The organism is Apibacter adventoris, from assembly GCF_002964965.1.
In the GTDB taxonomy this organism is placed as follows: domain Bacteria; phylum Bacteroidota; class Bacteroidia; order Flavobacteriales; family Weeksellaceae; genus Apibacter; species Apibacter adventoris.
The window spans coordinates 1-16160 of the sequence record NZ_PSZN01000018.1; the positions used below are offsets into that span (position 1 = coordinate 1).

The window sequence follows — 16160 nt, forward strand, 5'->3', positions numbered from 1 at the left end:
TAGGAAAACGCTGTACCCTGCAACTTAAACAATACGGACAGACCACCTATATCTTTACCGGAATCATAACCCAGATCCGCAACAAACGCATAGACGGTTATAGCCATATAATCTTAGAAGGAAAATCCCCAACCATCCTGTTAGAGAATGGCTTGGATTGCCAGAGCTTCGAAAAAAAGGGACTTAAAGAAATTATTGAAGAATCTACCCGCGAATATCCTTCCGACCTGATTCAGTGGGATATACGTCCGCACCTACAGGAAAAACTGCTATATACCGTACAATATCGGGAATCTGATTATCAATTTATCAGAAGGTTAGCCACAAGGTATGGAGAATGGTTTTACTACAATGGCACCCAGCTGGTCTTTGGCGGGTATGGGGGGAAGACCGTAGAGCTGGTAGAAGAACAAGACCTGTTCGAATACGAACTGAAGATGCAATTAGTCCCCCAAAAGTTCACCTATACATCCTACGATGCCAAGCAGGCAGAGAACTACACCGTAGAATCCGAAAGTGTAAGCGTACAAGGCACCAAGAACCCCTTTCAGCAATATGCAGAAGAAGCCTCAGCCAAGACCTACAACAAAGTACCCCTTTCCTTATACAACCAAAGTTTGATGGAAAGTGGCAGGATGGAGCTTACCTCTGCAGTAAAAAGACAGAAACAAAGCCGTCAAAACGTATTTTATTTAGAAGCCAAGACCCATAATCCAAACATACGTTTAGGCGATATTGTGAAGCTCAAAGCTTGGATGCCGGGACATGAGATCTTCAAGAACGGAGAAGTTCCCTTAGAGAGCTACCGCATTATAGAGATTACCCATAACTACGAAGGCATGGAAGGCTATCATAACTTTATAGTAGGGGTACCCAAAGAGATAGAGACCCCTCCTTATATGGAAGAAGACGCCATCCCCCAATGTGAAGAACAGTCGGCTACGGTTATGGATAACAACGATCCGGAAGGGATGTCAAGAATACGAGTGCAGTTTCTATGGCAGAAGCCCTTTAACGGAATGACCCCATGGATACGCTCCATCACGCCCTATGCAGGAGCCGGCAAAGGGATGCATGTAGTACCGGAAATAGGAGAAGAAGTGATTGTGAGTTTTGAGAATGGGAATGCAGAGAAGCCTGTTTCTTTGGGAGCGATGTTCAACGGAAAAGGAAAATCAGGTCATGGAGGTAAGGGAAACTATATGAAGGGCTTACAGACCGCAGCAGGTTCTAACCTTACCTTTAACGATCAGAAGGGGGATATGACACTCTCGGATCAGGGACCTTCCGCCATGTATTTTGATGGCAAAGGGAATTCAGCGATAAGTTCAGAATTAACCAATACCATAGCTGTAGGAAGTGGTGAAAAGGAAGGTGATGCTGCTCCTGCAATAATTCATTCCGATTCTGAAGGAAATATTGTACTCAACGCAAAAAAATCAATTCTCTTACAAGTAGGTAATAATGCGATTTTTGTAGATGGTGAAAATGGAGAAATTACTATAAGTGGATTAAACAAAATATCTGTACAGACGAAAAATACAGTAGAACTTGTAGGGAAAAATACTTCAATCACAGGAAATACAAAACTTAGTTTTGATGGAAATAAAATTGAATCCTCCTCAGGAGGAGATACAATTATGACATCAGGGGGAATAGTAAAAATAAATTCCTAAAACTATGGGAAAAGCAACAATAGCACAGGAATTTTATAAACTCAGAAATGAGTGGGAAAAGATTGAAACAAAAGACTGGAAGTTAGCCCTTTGGGTAGTCGATCATCCAGATATAGATATTGTAGACCACTTTATGGATATTGAACAATCTCCTATTGGAGTATTTAAAGATATATTTTTCCGTTTCAATACCAGATGTCATGGAGATTTTTCTGAATTTGAAAGACAATTGTGGGAAGAATATATTTCTTGGTTTGAAAAACCTGCAAATCCGGAATATGATATGATTCTGGGACTTGTAAATGATGGTTTTTTAAAAGAGCCTTATTTACCTCAAATTCCGGAAATTCCTACGGCAGAAATGTTATGGAAAGAATTTAATCAATTTAAAAATTTATTGGGACTAACCGATTATTTTATATTATATTTTCCTTTAGATGTAAGCAATAACTCTTTAAAAAGATGGTTTCAGGAAAAAATAAAAAAAGGTATTCCTGCGGGAATACGTCTGGTTTCCATGGATATTTCTTCTAAACGGAAATTATCAGGATTAAAAGCTTTAGAGTTGTTTCCTAAATTAAAAATGGCGGAAGCTATAAAGAATGAAATGGATAAAGAAGGGGGAAATTATAAACCCACCGACCCTACCATACAATTCAATAAACAACTCCGTAAGGTTATGGAAACCATGGTAAAAAATAAAGCCCGTTTATCCCAGGAAACGGAAAAATTAATTTCCATCGCACAAATTGTAAAAGGAATCGAGATAATTTCTACCGCCTATCTGGTTTCAGCTAATGTATTCTATACAACCGGAGATAAGAAAAAGGGATTTTATTATATAGATAAGGCTATTGAACTTACAGAGAAATCAAAAAATGATATAGAATTATATCCTAATTGGAAATCGGCAGTCATGCTTAAAGCAGCTCTTTTAATACAAACAGGACAGGAAAAAGAAAGTATTGCCTTATATAAAAATATGGCAGAAACGGCTTTAATCCATAGTGATCTGTATACAATTATGGAAAGTTACCGGCTCGCTGCTACAATTGAATATAAGTTAAATATCAAAGAAGAAGCCTGGGAAGACATTTTGCTGTCTTTACAGGCAGGTTCTCATTTATCAGCAGATTTAAAAAGGCAATCTACCTTTTTAATTTCTGCCGGACTAGCCCATCAAATAGCCCTGAAAGATAAAACAGAGAAAGAACAGAACATTCTTATTGATTATTTACAAGAATGGATAGGAAAAGATTGGAAAAAATTGGTTGCTAGTTATAATAATTTTAATTCCAATTATTTAGAACCTCAACTTGTTTAATAACCTAAAAACAACAAAATGCCATATAGTAAAATCGCTTCCAGAGGAGAAGAATTACAACAAACGCCCTTAGAAAAATTCGGAGAGTTATTTGCCAAAGGAAAAGAGAAGTTTGATACCATGCAAGCAAAACTTTCTTCTATACTTCCCTCTATACCGGGAATGCCCGTGGGGAAGTTTTATGATGTAAGTGTTGGTGTAGATGCCCATTCAACCGTTTGGCCACCCTCTCCACTTATGCCCGTTCCTCATATAGGTATTGTATTTGATATTATGAATGCTATATTTGCAGCTGTTAATTCTTTTGTTCCTCCGGCGCCGGAACCACCTCCCGTTGCCGAAGGGGAAGAACCTGCTCCTGCTCCAGTAACTGTTGGTTCTGTAGCCCGCCTGATAGTGGATATGATGAAGCCCTCAGTTAAGGTACACAATCAATGGATTAGTAATGCAGGGACGACCATACAACATCTGCCCGGAATATTTTTTCATGCTCTACCCACTGTTACCCCTTCTGCTTCTTCTGAAATGTTTATGGGAAGCAGCAAAGTAATGGCAGATGGCACTCCGTTTTCAACCAAAATGCATCCTGCACTTTCTTGCAATATTGTAGGAGTTCCCGCTCCTTTTAGAAAAGGGAAAACAAAAGCCATGAAATCTTTGATGGCTCCTACTGCTATGCTTACCACCATTATTCCCGGAGGAAATAAAGTATTGGCAGGAGGTCCTCCTACCATAGATTTATTTGCTTTAATGATTAAATTGGGATTAAAAGGATTAGGTAAGTGCTGGAAAAAAATAGGAGACAAATTTCAGAAATTTATAGATGACCTTCCTCCAAATTCCAAATGGAAAAAAGTCTTACAAAACGTTAAATGTAAAACATTTGGTGAACCCGTAGATGCCGTAACCGGAAGGGTAATTGCGGAAAACCAGGATTTTTATCTGCCCGGTCCCATTCCTATAGACTGGACACGTACCTATTATAGCGATGTAGAGGAACGCACTCCTTTAGGCTATAATTGGCATTTTAGCTATGATATTGGATACTATTTGCTAGAAGATGATTTTATTTCATTAAAACTGAGAGACGGACGGGAAGTTATTGTTCCAACCCTTGTAAAAGGAGATCGTTTTTACCTTAAAAGTGAAAAGCTTTGGTGGTTTCGTGATGAAAACGGATATGGATTTAAAGGAGAAGACGGGTTTGTTTATTGTTTTATTTCTCAGGAATTTAAGGGGATTCATCCTCTCAAAATGATAAAAGATGAGTATGGGCATCAGGTAGAATTTTTTTATAACCACAGGGGACTTAATTACATTATTGACTCCTGTAAAAGAAAAATTATAATCGGGCAAAACGAACAAGGATATATTCAAAATGTTGGAATAGAAAAGCCGGAAGGCCTTTATAATCTGGTTTCTTATATACATGATGAATCGGGCAATATAACCGAAATTGTCAATGAAAACGGCAAAGCCAGGAAAAGATTCTATTATGATGGGCATTTATTAAAACGCCTGACAAACCAGAGTGGTATGAATTTCTACTGGGAATATGAAGGGAAAGGAAATGATGCCCGATGTGTACATACCTGGGGTGATGAAGGTATTTTGGAATACTGGACCCGGTACGAACCCGGAAAAACCATCTCTACCAATTCATTGGGACATACCACAGAATATTATTATCATCCCGATAGGTTAATCCATACAATTATAGATGCAAAACAGGGAGTTACCCGACAAATTTATAATGAATTCGGAGAGCTTGAAGTATTGATAAGTCCGGAAGGAAGAGTACGGAAATTTGAATATGACCTGAATGCTAATTTAGTAAACCTGATTGATGAAAATGAAAATGCTACCCGTTTTCATTATGACAGAGAAAACAGGCTTATAAAATACGATAGCCCTAATGGTGTTTCACTGGAATGGGAATACAACGAAAAGGGACAACTGAGCAATCGTTATTTCCCTGATGGTTCTTATGTAGCTTATGAATATGATGAAAAGGGAAACTTAACAGGTATTGTGGATAGTAAAGGACGTTGCACCCAATTGGAATGGGATTCCCAACACAATCTTACCCGTGCAGTTTTTCCTAATGGAAACCAAATGCAATGGGTCTATGATTTTATGGGAAATCTGTTAAAGGAAATTTTACCCAATCAGAGTCGTGTTATATATAAATACGATACGGCAGGAAACCTTGCAGAATTAATAGAAGCAGACGGAAACCATCACTATTTTTCTTATAATGCAGCCGGAGATATTATAAAAGCCAAAGATAACAACCAAGAGGTAGAATTTGAATACTGGGGATTAGGCTTATTAAAAAGCCGTACCCAGAACGGAAAAAAAATAGTATTCGGTTATGATACGGAAGAACAACTTAAAAGTATCCGTAATGAAATAGGAGAAGCCTACCGTTTTACTCGTAATCCATTGGGGCAAATAGTAGGTGAATGGGGATTCGACGGTTTGCAACGGCAATATCTGCGAAATGCCGACGGATGGGTAACCCGGGTACTAAGGCCCGAGGACCGCAATACACAGTACCAATATGATGGGGTAGGCAATATTATTGTTGCGGAACATTCTGATGGTAATCGTGAATGTTTTACCTATAATCCCGATGGATTATTGATAGAAGCTGCCAATGAAAACAGCACGGTTAAATTTCAACGGGATTCTTCAGGACGAATTATAAAAGAAATACAAAATGGGTACGAAGTACAGAGTAAATATGATGCTGATGGTAACCGTACACAACTTACCAGCAGTTTAGGTGCCGATATACAAAACCGTTTCAATTCGTTAGGAATCCTTGAAGAGATAAATACCGCAGAAGGCTGGCAGACCACTATTGAGCGGGACAGCCTGGGGCTGGAAACAGAACGTACTATGACCGGAGGAGTAGTATCGCAAATCGAAAGGGATTCCAAAGGGCGTGTGACCCTTCACCAGATACAAGGTAAAAACCCGGAAGGAAGTAAAAAACGCTATATATGGGGAGCCGGGGACCGACTCATGAGAATCATCAATGAACAAAGCGGGCAACATACAGATTTTAGTTATGACTCTGCCGGTAATCTACTAGCTGCGGATTATAGCGGAATCACTAAAATATATAAAATGCCGGATGCTATCGGTAATCTCTTTAAGACTCCGGAACGTACCGACCGTAAATATGCCGCCGGAGGAAAACTGCTGCAAGATGAAAACTGGCACTATGCCTACGATAAAGAAGGAAACCTACGGTTAAAAAGTAAAAGGAAAGTAAATAAACTAAAAAGTATTGATACTTCGCAGAAACAGGCAACTTCTTATTCTTCAACAAAAGGAAGGTTCTGGATAGAAGATAAGCCGAAAAAAGAAAAAACTTCACACGGTTTCTGGATTAACGAATCGGATGATGATACACCCTCATACGATAATGAATTTGACCGCAAGGCAGAAATACGCCGTTATTCCCAAGCAGAGCTGGCGGAATACGACCGCCTAAAAAAAGAACAAACTTTTACACCGGATAATGAAATAGAATGGTTACCCGGCGACTGGGAATACCAATGGCAAGGAAACGGCATGTTACAGGCTGTACGCAACCCCAAAGGAGAATGGATCCGTTTTGAATATGATGCCCTGGGAAGAAGAACCGCAAAAATAGTTGGCAATACAACGATTTTCCGCTATATTTGGGAGGGAAATGTTCTGTTACATGAGTGGAATTATCCGCTGAAAGACCGCCCTCAGTTGGAAGTTACTCCTAAAGGACAATTGCAATACAGCCGGGAAGAGCCTATGGAAGATGTAACCACCTGGGTATATGAAGAAGGCAGCTTTACCCCGAGTGCCAAACTAAGGAACGGGAAGAAATATTCCATAGTTTCGGATTATTTGGGAACGCCTTATCAGGCTTACAATGACCAAGGCGAACTGATTTGGGAAGTAGAGCTGGATATTTACGGAAAGGTAAAAGAGGATAAGTTCAACAACCGTTTTTCTATCCCTTTCCGTTACCAGGGGCAATATGAAGATGAGGAAACAGGGTTGTATTATAACCGGTTTAGGTATTATGATTGTAATGCAGGAAATTATATATCGCAAGACCCTATAAAGCTATTAGGGGGACTTAAGTTTTATAGCTATGTAACAAGTGTCACTAATAAAGTTGATATATTTGGACTTACTTGGTCAAAAAATGAAGTACTTGGAAGAACTGTTTATCAAAATGACGATTTATTTGATATAAATACATCTTCAAGCTGGAAAGACCCTGTTACAGGACAATGGAAAAGAGGAACGAATTTAGAAAGAATGTCTGATGGATTAGCTCCTATTGGAATTGATGGTAAATCTGTTCAATTACATCACCTTACTCAAACAGAAGTGAATGGATTTAATGGACAAAGAGGAAGTTTAGCAGAAATAACAACAAGTATGCATCAGCAATATAGTAGTCAATTACATATGCCAGCACCCCCTAAAAATCCAAATATTCCTAGGCAAACTGTCCCAAGGTATCCATCTTTTAGGAAGAATAATGATGGAACACTATCTGATTTAGCATCAGAGTTTGATGAATATAGAGGGGATTACTGGAGGGAAAGAGCAAATCAAATTAGAAATAATCATCATTAAAAAAGAATTTTAATATTATGTATAAAGATTTTGAATTTTTTATAGAAGAAAATATATCAAAAATCCAAATTGGGAAAAAGGATGTCATTCTTGAAAGTTGGATTGATGCAGAAGAAAAAGAGCTTAAATTTCAATTACCATATTCTTATAAATGGTTTTTAAAAAAATATGAATTCCTCGAAATAGGTTATGATAGTATCAAAATTATAGCTCCCCCTGAATTTAGAGAAGATGCAGATAATGATATTTTATATTCTTATTTTATAAATATACATAATAATATATTAAAATCAAACGAATTGTCAATTTTAGAAAATGATAATGAGATTTATTATTTTATAGTTGAAAATAATATAGAAAACAATGAATACAAAGTTTATTTCAGAGATTATCTAAGTCAATCTGATGAATTATATGCAAATAATTTTCTAGAATTTATAGAAAATAAAATAAATGAATTAGGGTAATAAATTAAGGAAACTAGTGTATTTAATAAAAATAAATTTGTTGTATTAACAGAATGTATAGGAGTTTTACCTTCAAAATATGAATATATTGTAGTTAAAAAAAATATAGTGATTGGCAAAAAAAATAGGTGATAGAATCATTATAAATAGTAACTGTTGTAATATTTCAAATTATAATATTTAAGAATCCTTTATTTTTTACTAACAAGCTGTAAAATTGGAAGAGATAAGTTTTCCTATTATTTGATTATGCTATATTAAGTTTACAACAATCAAGGCAAATTAATCTGGCAGGTAGAGCTGGATATTTACGGTAAGGTAAAAGAGGATACGTTTAACAATTGTTTTTCCATACCTTTCCGATATCAGGGACAGTATGAAGATGAAGAAACTGGATTGTATTACAATAGATTTAGGTATTATGATAGTAATTCCGGAACGTATATTAGTCAGGATCCTATTGGTTTAGATGGAGATTTATTTAATTTATATTCTTATGTAGTAGATACAAATGATGGTATTGACCCTTTAGGATTATATAATCCTTATGGAAATAAGAAGAATGGTCAATTTAAAAAGAAGCCAGGACCTAAACCTAAGCCCAAACCAAGTTTACATGGAAATTCTGCATTATCGACAAAACCAGCTGTCTTGTATGCGTTGTATGATGCCGATGGGAATTTTAAGAAATGGGGTATTACAGATAAAGTCAATAATCCACGAGCTAGATATGGTAATACTATTCCTGAAGATTGGGATATAATTGAAATGACCCGAGGTACACGAGCTGATATGTTAAAATTAGAAAGGGAATTGAGCGAAAAAGCACCAGGTCCGTTAAATAAGGAAAAATGGGCCGGTTCTAAACAAGGGGAACAACTCAGTTCAGATGCGGATAGTGTGAATAATAAAATGAAAGCTAAACATAAACATTAAAAAGGTAATAAAAATGGAAATAGTTTTAAATTCAGCGTTCGGTGGAGAAAATTTAGCTGATAGTATACTAATTCATTTAGTAAGAAATATTAGAAAAAAGATCAAAGAAGTATTTGGAGACTTCCATGTCGAAAAAGTCAATAAAATTAGTTTTTATTTAGCGTTTAATGGTGATTTAACAAAATATGAAGAAACATCAGGCATATATATGCCTAGATATAGCCCTAAAAAAGAGAATTTTGTAGTCAATATTATATTTGATGATATCAAGTGGACAGATGATCAAACTGAAAATAAGAAAATATTTGTCACTGAATTAGAAGGATATTTTTTTGACGCTGGGATTATTCTGAGTAATAAATTAAAAAAAATAAAAGTTGAATTTGATTTGGATGAATACAATGCAAGAATAAAAAAAGCCCTACATAGTATTTGATACTAAACCGCGCAGGGCAGTATTACGATAAGGAAATTGAGCTAGCGTATAATCGATTTAGGTATTACGATTGTAATGCTGGTAGTTATATAAGCCAAGACCCGATTGGGCTTGCCGGAAATAATCCAAATTTATACGGCTATGTGAAAGACATTAATGGTTGGGTGGATATTTTTGGATTAGAAGTTTATGAGCTTGTTGCTGTGACTGATGGTTGGTATCCTGTTTACGAAAAAGGAAGTTTAAACCCAACCTCTTATACTAGATTAAAGAAAGGAGATATTTATAAAATTGGTGAATCTCAAAATTCTACTAGAAGATATTCTCAAACAAGACTAGATGAAGCAAGAATTAATCGGTCTAGTGCTACTTCTGTCGCTATTGATGCGAATGGGAAGCCTATATTAGATGCGAACGGAAATGTCACTCCTGCTGGTTTAAGAAGGCGCGTTGATCAAACAACTGTTGGTAACTCCAAGCAAACAGACCGATTAATTGAAACTCAAAAAATACAAAATTATGAAAAACAATATGGTAGTTTACCACCTGGAAATAAAACACATCATTAACATTTAAGGATAAATATAGTATGGGAATTTTTTTTAAAATTACTTATGACTCGTATGGAGGAAAATCTATAGAAAAAGCAGATATAAATAATAAAGTTCTCGATTATATTATCGATGCTTTAAACGACTATACTTGGCAAGAATCGATTTCTAGTAAACTAACAAATCTTGATCAAAAATATAGCCATATAGCACTTGGTACTATTCTTAGATTTTATCTTTTACAAAATATTGAAGCAGGAAATTTAAAATCATTTGCCAGATATATAAAAAAGGATGAAAAACTTGTAATAGATCAAATCATAGCCTTAGATAAGTACGAAACATTATCGGAAGATGAAACAAGAAAAATGCTTTGTGAAGAAATTTTTAATTATTTTGAAGAGATTATCTTAAAATACAAAGACCGCTTTCAAGATTTTGACGCTGTTACATTTATTCCATTACAGAAAGAAAGGTTTGAGAAAATTAAGGAGCAAAAAATTTAAAAGAGCTAAAAGATATTTTATCAAATTATCTGAAAACACCTTATCAGGAATACAATGACCAAGGCGAACTGATTTGGCAGATTGAGCTGGATATTTACGAGGGCGGAGCGTTTAAAAAACGTTGAGAACGTTTTTAGCGGACGATCCAGACTGCCGCGCGTGGAAAAAGGAAGATAAGTTTAACAACCGTTTTTCCATACCTTTCCGATATCAGGGACAGTATGAAGATGAAGAAACCAGGCTGTATTATAACCGTTTTAGGTATTATTCACCTGATAGTGGAATGTATATTAGTCAGGATCCAATAGGACTAGCCGGAAACCTGAATTTATATGCCTACGTTCACGATTCCAATACACAGGTCGACCCGTTTGGTCTAACTGGTACATATATGTTTACTGATGGTAAAAGATGGTATATAGGTAAAGGTCCTGAAGATAGAATGTATGCTTCAATGAAACAAAGAGTTGGAGGTAAAGCTAATGTAACTCAAGGAATACATATGGACTTTGGAGACAACAAAACAGGTTTAATGGTAGAAGCCGAACTGATGAGGAGAAATAATGCGGTATCATCTTTAGATTATGACAATGCTATTAATTCTCCTGGAAAAAAACTACTTGATGATGCTAGAGTTAATAACAAAGCTTTATATGATGATATTATGAAAAAAGCAGATGATTTTGAAACGAAATTTAATAATCAAAAAGGAAAAGGAATAAAATGTCATTAGATAAAAAAATACGAAAAAATTTAGATGGCGAATACATTATTATTTACGCAAATCAGCTAAGTGAAGGTATAGCATATGCTCAGCAGTTACAAATATCTCAAATTCAGTTACGAGGTTTCCTGGAGCAAACTGATGCAAAAGTTGATTTTTCAGAATTACAAAAAATATCGAATAGCCTAGAAATTATCTCCTTAGAGACATTAGAAAATGTTATAAATACTGACGGATTTTATTCCCTTAAAAACTTAAAAAAAATTTATTTAGATAAACAGAAATTTAAAATAGATATTTCAAAGTTTCCTGAACTTGAACATTTAGGAGGTGAATATTGGAAGGGTTTAATAAATGTAAATAGAGCAATTTCTTTACAAAGTTTGGTACTTTCAAAATTTTCAGGTCTAAATCTTAATGAATTATCAGAATTAAAAAAGTTACAGAGGCTTCATATTTATAGCTCAAAAATAGAAACATTAGAAGGAATTGAACAACTTCCTTTGATAGGTCTATCTTTAGTTAGAAACAATGCTTTAGAAAATATTGAAGCAATACATAAATTACATAAATTAAAAGACTTACTTATTGAGAAGTGTAAAAAGATATCTGATTATACTTTTGTCGATAGATTAAAAGAGAAAATTGATGTAAGAGTTATTATATAAGTAAACTCTTGTGAATTAGCCCATAAAAGTTTTATATTATATTATATAATATAAAATAGATATTATGATTGTAATTCAGGGAATTACCTCTGTCAAGATCCAATAAGACTTGAAGGGGCTATAAACTTTACTCTTATGTTCATGATGTAAACAAAAATTATGATTTATTCGGTTTGTATAGTGATTTAAAACCGACAGGACTTGGGCATCATTTATTTCCACATTCTATTGGTAATAAATTAGATATGAGAGATACAATTGAGAATATAAAATGGTATCCGAATGATCCAATAGGTACAGCAGATTTACATAAACAAATGCACTAAAACTTAATAGATGAAGGTATACCTTATCATGGAAGTAAGTTTGAGGGATCATTAGAAGATGCCTTAGATGGAATGGATAGAGCATATAAAAATTTTGAAACAAAGGGATATTTAATGATAGATGGAAAAAGATATGACGACTTGACCCCTGGAGAGGCAATGGATAAAGTAAGACAACATATAAACCATAAACATTGATAATAACAATATGATAGAAAATAAAAAAATTAGTTCCGCTGGATATGGAATTGCGCTAATTTCTCCAACTATATTTGAACAATGTAGGAAGAAAAATAAAATTAGAACTAAAAAGATGTTATCTTATTTTGATAGCAACAATGAAATATTTTATGATTTTATTTCTGATGGAGCGATTGTTCCAATTCATCACCTTATATATGATCGTTATTCTCTTTTCTTTGAAACAACTGAAAATAATAATTTAGATTTATCAAAATGGAAAATAATATGTGATTGGGAATTCTTTAATTTAACTATTGATAATTCAAACTCTCTTTGGTTACTTAGTTTTGAAGAGCTAGAAAACTGGAATATTAAGAAACTAGCAGGTGAAGAATCTATTGATAATGTTTATTACGATATTAATGATAATCCCCACATTGAATACAAAGCTATAAAATTTACATTCCCATTTAGTGGTCAATATTGCCTTAGTATTTCTGGATTAAAGAAAAAACTATTATCAAAAAATAATAGAGAAAATTATGGTTTTTTATTCAAATTTAAAGGAAAAGAAAAAGATATTGATTATCTTGATCCTTCTGAAATTAATTTTCATAAATTGTTTGAAGACGATAATGTATCAGATTAAGTGATTATTTGTTAATCTTGTGATTTTCATAATACCTCCTGGGTATATGAAGAAGGCAGCTTTACCCCGAGTGCAAAACTAAGGAATGGTAAGAAATATTCCATAGTTTCCGATTATTTGGGTACGCCTTATCAGGTATATAACGAAACAGGCGAGTTAATCTGGCAGGTTGAGTTGGATTTTTACGGAAAAGTAAAGGAAGATAAGTTTAACAACCGTTTTTCCATACCTTTCCGATATCAGGGACAGTACGAAGATGAGGAAACCAGGTTGTATTATAACCGTTTTAGGTATTATTCTCCAGACAGTGGAACATATATAAGCCAGGATCCGATAAGGTTAAAGGGTGGAAATTATTTATATTCCTATGTACATAATGTAAATGATTGGATTGACCCTTTAGGATTAGCTAGAGGTCCAGTTTCAGGTGATTTTGCAGAAATGATTTCTATATCAGGATATCAAAAGCATCATATTATCGCAGATTCTTTGAGAGATCATCCTTTACTACAAGAGCTGGGATATGATATAAACAATAGTAGAAATTTAGTCTATCTCCCTGAAAGTAGTAGTCTAGATCCTACAAGGACAGTACATAATGGAAGTCATAGAAAATGGCATAGAGAAGAAGCATTAGAGGAATTGGATCGAATACATGCTTTAGATGCTGATCCAGAAATAAAGAAAATGCATGTAGATGCATATACAGATGAAATGAGGGAAAAGTATCTTTCTAAAGATGCTAATGTGCAATTAAATAAACATCATTAAACCATAATAAGTAAAAATTATATGAATTATTTTCTTAAAATAACAAGTAAACCTAATTTACCACTAAAATTTAGTTTAAAAAACACAATTAATGGTTCCTATTTAGCGATAGGTAAGTTTATAAATGAAAAAATAGATACTCCATTAATTTATGAAGATTCTGAAAATAGTGATTTATCAAAAGATGATATAATAAAATATGACGTTTTAGAAACAGTAGGAGGAGGTTTTTTAATTAGTGAAAAGTTAAAAGAATTAATAGAATCTTATTTTTCAAATGAAGTACAGATTTTTTCAACAATTATTACATATAAAAACACATCTTTGGAAAAATATTTTGCTATAAATATATTTAATAAATTAAAATGTTATGATTTAGAACGGTCAGAATTTACAATTCATCCAGTAGACCACTCTTATAAATTCACTAAAATTATTTTAGATACTTCTCCATTAGAAGAATATGGATTAGTATATAACATTATTCGAAGTATATATGATAATAAAATTATTGTTTCTGATGAATTTAAAAATGTTATGACAAGTAATAATATTAACAGTATTAAATTCATTAGGTAATAATGATAAATTATTTAAATTAAAAAAATATAATCAACTAAGAAAGAAAATGTACATTTTTTCTTAGTTTTTCATTCTAATAACAATCAGGACAGGGTTATATTATAATCGGTTTAGGTATTATGATTGTAATTCCGAAACATATATTAGTCAGGATCCGATAAAGTTAGCTGGAAATAATCAATGTCTATATGCATATGTTCCTAATACTAATATTGAGATTGATGTATATGGTTTAGTTCATGGTTTAGAAACCTCAGTTACTAGAAATGGACAAACAATATTTTCAGAAACATATACTAGTGGTGGTATGTTTATGGGTATGAAGCCTAATCAACAACAAGCATTACTTACTCATACTGAAAGAAAATTTTTAAATGATATTAATGATTTAGTAAATCCTGGAGATCATTTAAAAATGGTTGGACAGCTTAATCCTTGTAAACCTGGAGGTCAGCCTGCTATAAGAGATTTTGTCGCTGATAAAGGTGTTACAGCAGAATATTTCGCTTATGATACTAAAATGCATTATATATGGGAAAAATCGGGCAATAATAAAGTATTACAAATTGAAACAGATATAACAACAGGTAAAGTTTCTGCTTATGAATATGATACACAAGCAAGAAGAAGAAATTCTGTCAACTTAGATCATAAACATTAAGACTCAATTATGAATCATATGGATTTTATAAATAATTTTCAAATAAAAAATAATCAATTGATAGGAGTTATGGCTATTCCTAATCTATACGACTCTGTTGAGTTCTCATTCAATATAGAAAAAAAAGCAGCTGATATCTCAGATTTCAAAGAATTGATTAACAAGAGTAAAGATTTTATCATTCAATTAGATAAGAATAAAATAAGTAAGATAACTACTTTTGTCTCAGAAGAAATTACGGATGCTGCTTATGAAGGTATTGATTATGAATATTCTAAGCAAGATATATATAAATTAAAGAATGATCTTAAAATTAAGAGGATAAATTTTTATAATGAAGATATGATTATTTTTTTTGAATCAAATAAAATTTTTACAGAAATGAAAATTTCTTGTCAAATGGACTATGAGTTTAATATTGAAGATATAACAGTTGCTTGATTTTCCTGACAGGTAGAATTAGATATTTATGAAAACAGAGCGTTAAAAAACGTTGAGAACGTTTTTAGTGAATGAGCCAGACTGTCGCGCTGGAAATAAGAGGTTAAGTTTAACAACCGTTTTTCCATACCTTTCCGTTTCCAAGGACAGTACGAAGATGAAGAAACAGGATTATACTATAATAGATTTAGGTATTATGATAATAATTCTGGAACGTATATAAGCCAGGATCCTTATGGGTTAGGAGGAGGACTGAATTTTTATTCATATGTAACAGATTCCAATTATTGGGTAGATCCATTTGGGTTAGCAAGGTCAAATGCAGGGAAAGCAGCTCTTCATAAGAATTTAATGACTGATAAAAAGCTACCAAGACACATAAGGGGATGGTTTCAACAGCAATATAATAAGGGTGTGCCATTTAGTAAAATGACCCTACCTCCAGGATATGATCGAGCTCACTTTAGAGGGTATGAAAATGCAAAAGGATATGATTACAGGTTTTCAGAATTAAACTTGGTCTCTAATCATCAATTACAACATAAGTATGATGACTATGGTGCTAAAAATAATGAAGGTGTCTCTAAAAAAGGTGAACATATGAAAAAGAAACATTAA

At 33.7% G+C, this 16160-nt stretch carries 18 protein-coding genes and 2 pseudogenes; all 20 read left to right on the top strand.

Annotation, left to right across the window (positions count from 1 at the left end; all coding sequences use genetic code 11):
* The coding region (locus tag C4S76_RS06880; protein WP_105193740.1) for a type VI secretion system Vgr family protein at window positions 1-1676 on the top strand (1676 nt) is incomplete at its 5' end.
* A gap of 4 nt (window positions 1677-1680) precedes the next feature.
* Window positions 1681-3000, top strand: a complete 1320-nt coding sequence (locus C4S76_RS06885) for a hypothetical protein (RefSeq protein ID WP_105193741.1) — start codon at window positions 1681-1683, stop codon at window positions 2998-3000.
* Window positions 3001-3018: 18 nt separating this feature from the next.
* Entirely contained in the window at window positions 3019-7641 is a 4623-nt protein-coding gene (locus tag C4S76_RS06890) for a DUF6531 domain-containing protein (protein ID WP_105193742.1), read from the top strand.
* Window positions 7642-7658: 17 nt separating this feature from the next.
* On the top strand, window positions 7659-8108 hold the full coding sequence (locus tag C4S76_RS06895; RefSeq protein WP_105193743.1) for an SMI1/KNR4 family protein: 450 nt from the start codon (window positions 7659-7661) through the stop codon (window positions 8106-8108).
* A gap of 306 nt (window positions 8109-8414) precedes the next feature.
* Window positions 8415-9044: an RHS repeat-associated core domain-containing protein gene (locus C4S76_RS12130; RefSeq protein WP_317045850.1), complete on the top strand. Its 630-nt coding sequence runs from the start codon at window positions 8415-8417 to the stop codon at window positions 9042-9044.
* 13 nt (window positions 9045-9057) lie between these two features.
* Complete coding sequence (locus tag C4S76_RS06905) at window positions 9058-9480, top strand: Imm12 family immunity protein (RefSeq protein ID WP_105193745.1); 423 nt, start codon at window positions 9058-9060, stop codon at window positions 9478-9480.
* On the top strand, window positions 9477-10049 hold the full coding sequence (locus tag C4S76_RS06910) for an RHS repeat-associated core domain-containing protein (protein WP_105193746.1): 573 nt from the start codon (window positions 9477-9479) through the stop codon (window positions 10047-10049). Before C4S76_RS06905 ends, C4S76_RS06910 begins: the two co-directional genes overlap by 4 nt.
* Window positions 10050-10069: 20 nt before the next feature.
* A complete protein-coding gene (locus tag C4S76_RS06915) occupies window positions 10070-10537 on the top strand; it encodes a hypothetical protein (protein WP_105193747.1) in 468 nt (155 codons plus the stop codon).
* A 121-nt stretch (window positions 10538-10658) separates the two neighbouring features.
* Entirely contained in the window at window positions 10659-11270 is a 612-nt protein-coding gene (locus tag C4S76_RS06920) for an RHS repeat-associated core domain-containing protein (RefSeq protein WP_105193748.1), read from the top strand.
* Entirely contained in the window at window positions 11261-11929 is a 669-nt protein-coding gene (locus tag C4S76_RS06925) for a hypothetical protein (RefSeq protein ID WP_105193749.1), read from the top strand. Before C4S76_RS06920 ends, C4S76_RS06925 begins: the two co-directional genes overlap by 10 nt.
* Before the next feature lie 173 nt (window positions 11930-12102).
* Window positions 12103-12255, top strand: a complete 153-nt coding sequence (locus C4S76_RS11780) for a hypothetical protein (protein ID WP_181044078.1) — start codon at window positions 12103-12105, stop codon at window positions 12253-12255.
* 72 nt (window positions 12256-12327) lie between these two features.
* On the top strand, window positions 12328-12453 hold the full coding sequence (locus tag C4S76_RS12100) for a hypothetical protein (RefSeq protein ID WP_262494551.1): 126 nt from the start codon (window positions 12328-12330) through the stop codon (window positions 12451-12453).
* 10 nt (window positions 12454-12463) lie between these two features.
* Window positions 12464-13087 (top strand): hypothetical protein, encoded by a 624-nt coding sequence (locus tag C4S76_RS06930; protein ID WP_105193750.1) that lies wholly within the window; start codon window positions 12464-12466, stop codon window positions 13085-13087.
* A gap of 117 nt (window positions 13088-13204) precedes the next feature.
* Entirely contained in the window at window positions 13205-13858 is a 654-nt protein-coding gene (locus tag C4S76_RS12135) for an RHS repeat-associated core domain-containing protein (RefSeq protein ID WP_105193751.1), read from the top strand.
* Between the two features lie 21 nt (window positions 13859-13879).
* The gene (locus tag C4S76_RS06940) at window positions 13880-14437 is read left to right on the top strand and encodes an imm11 family protein (RefSeq protein ID WP_105193752.1); all 558 of its coding nucleotides are present in this window, start codon (window positions 13880-13882) and stop codon (window positions 14435-14437) included.
* 85 nt (window positions 14438-14522) lie between these two features.
* Window positions 14523-14660 (top strand): annotated as a pseudogene (locus C4S76_RS12195) (RHS repeat-associated core domain-containing protein); the annotation flags it as partial.
* Window positions 14661-14759: 99 nt separating this feature from the next.
* The gene (locus C4S76_RS12200) at window positions 14760-15101 is read left to right on the top strand and encodes a hypothetical protein (RefSeq protein ID WP_245915813.1); all 342 of its coding nucleotides are present in this window, start codon (window positions 14760-14762) and stop codon (window positions 15099-15101) included.
* An 18-nt stretch (window positions 15102-15119) separates the two neighbouring features.
* Window positions 15120-15542, top strand: coding sequence for a hypothetical protein (locus C4S76_RS06950; protein ID WP_181044079.1), 423 nt, complete (start codon window positions 15120-15122; stop codon window positions 15540-15542).
* Window positions 15543-15668: 126 nt separating this feature from the next.
* Window positions 15669-15839 (top strand): annotated as a pseudogene (locus C4S76_RS11910) (RHS repeat-associated core domain-containing protein); the annotation flags it as partial.
* A gap of 54 nt (window positions 15840-15893) precedes the next feature.
* Window positions 15894-16160: a polymorphic toxin type 8 domain-containing protein gene (locus C4S76_RS11915; protein WP_221404997.1), complete on the top strand. Its 267-nt coding sequence runs from the start codon at window positions 15894-15896 to the stop codon at window positions 16158-16160.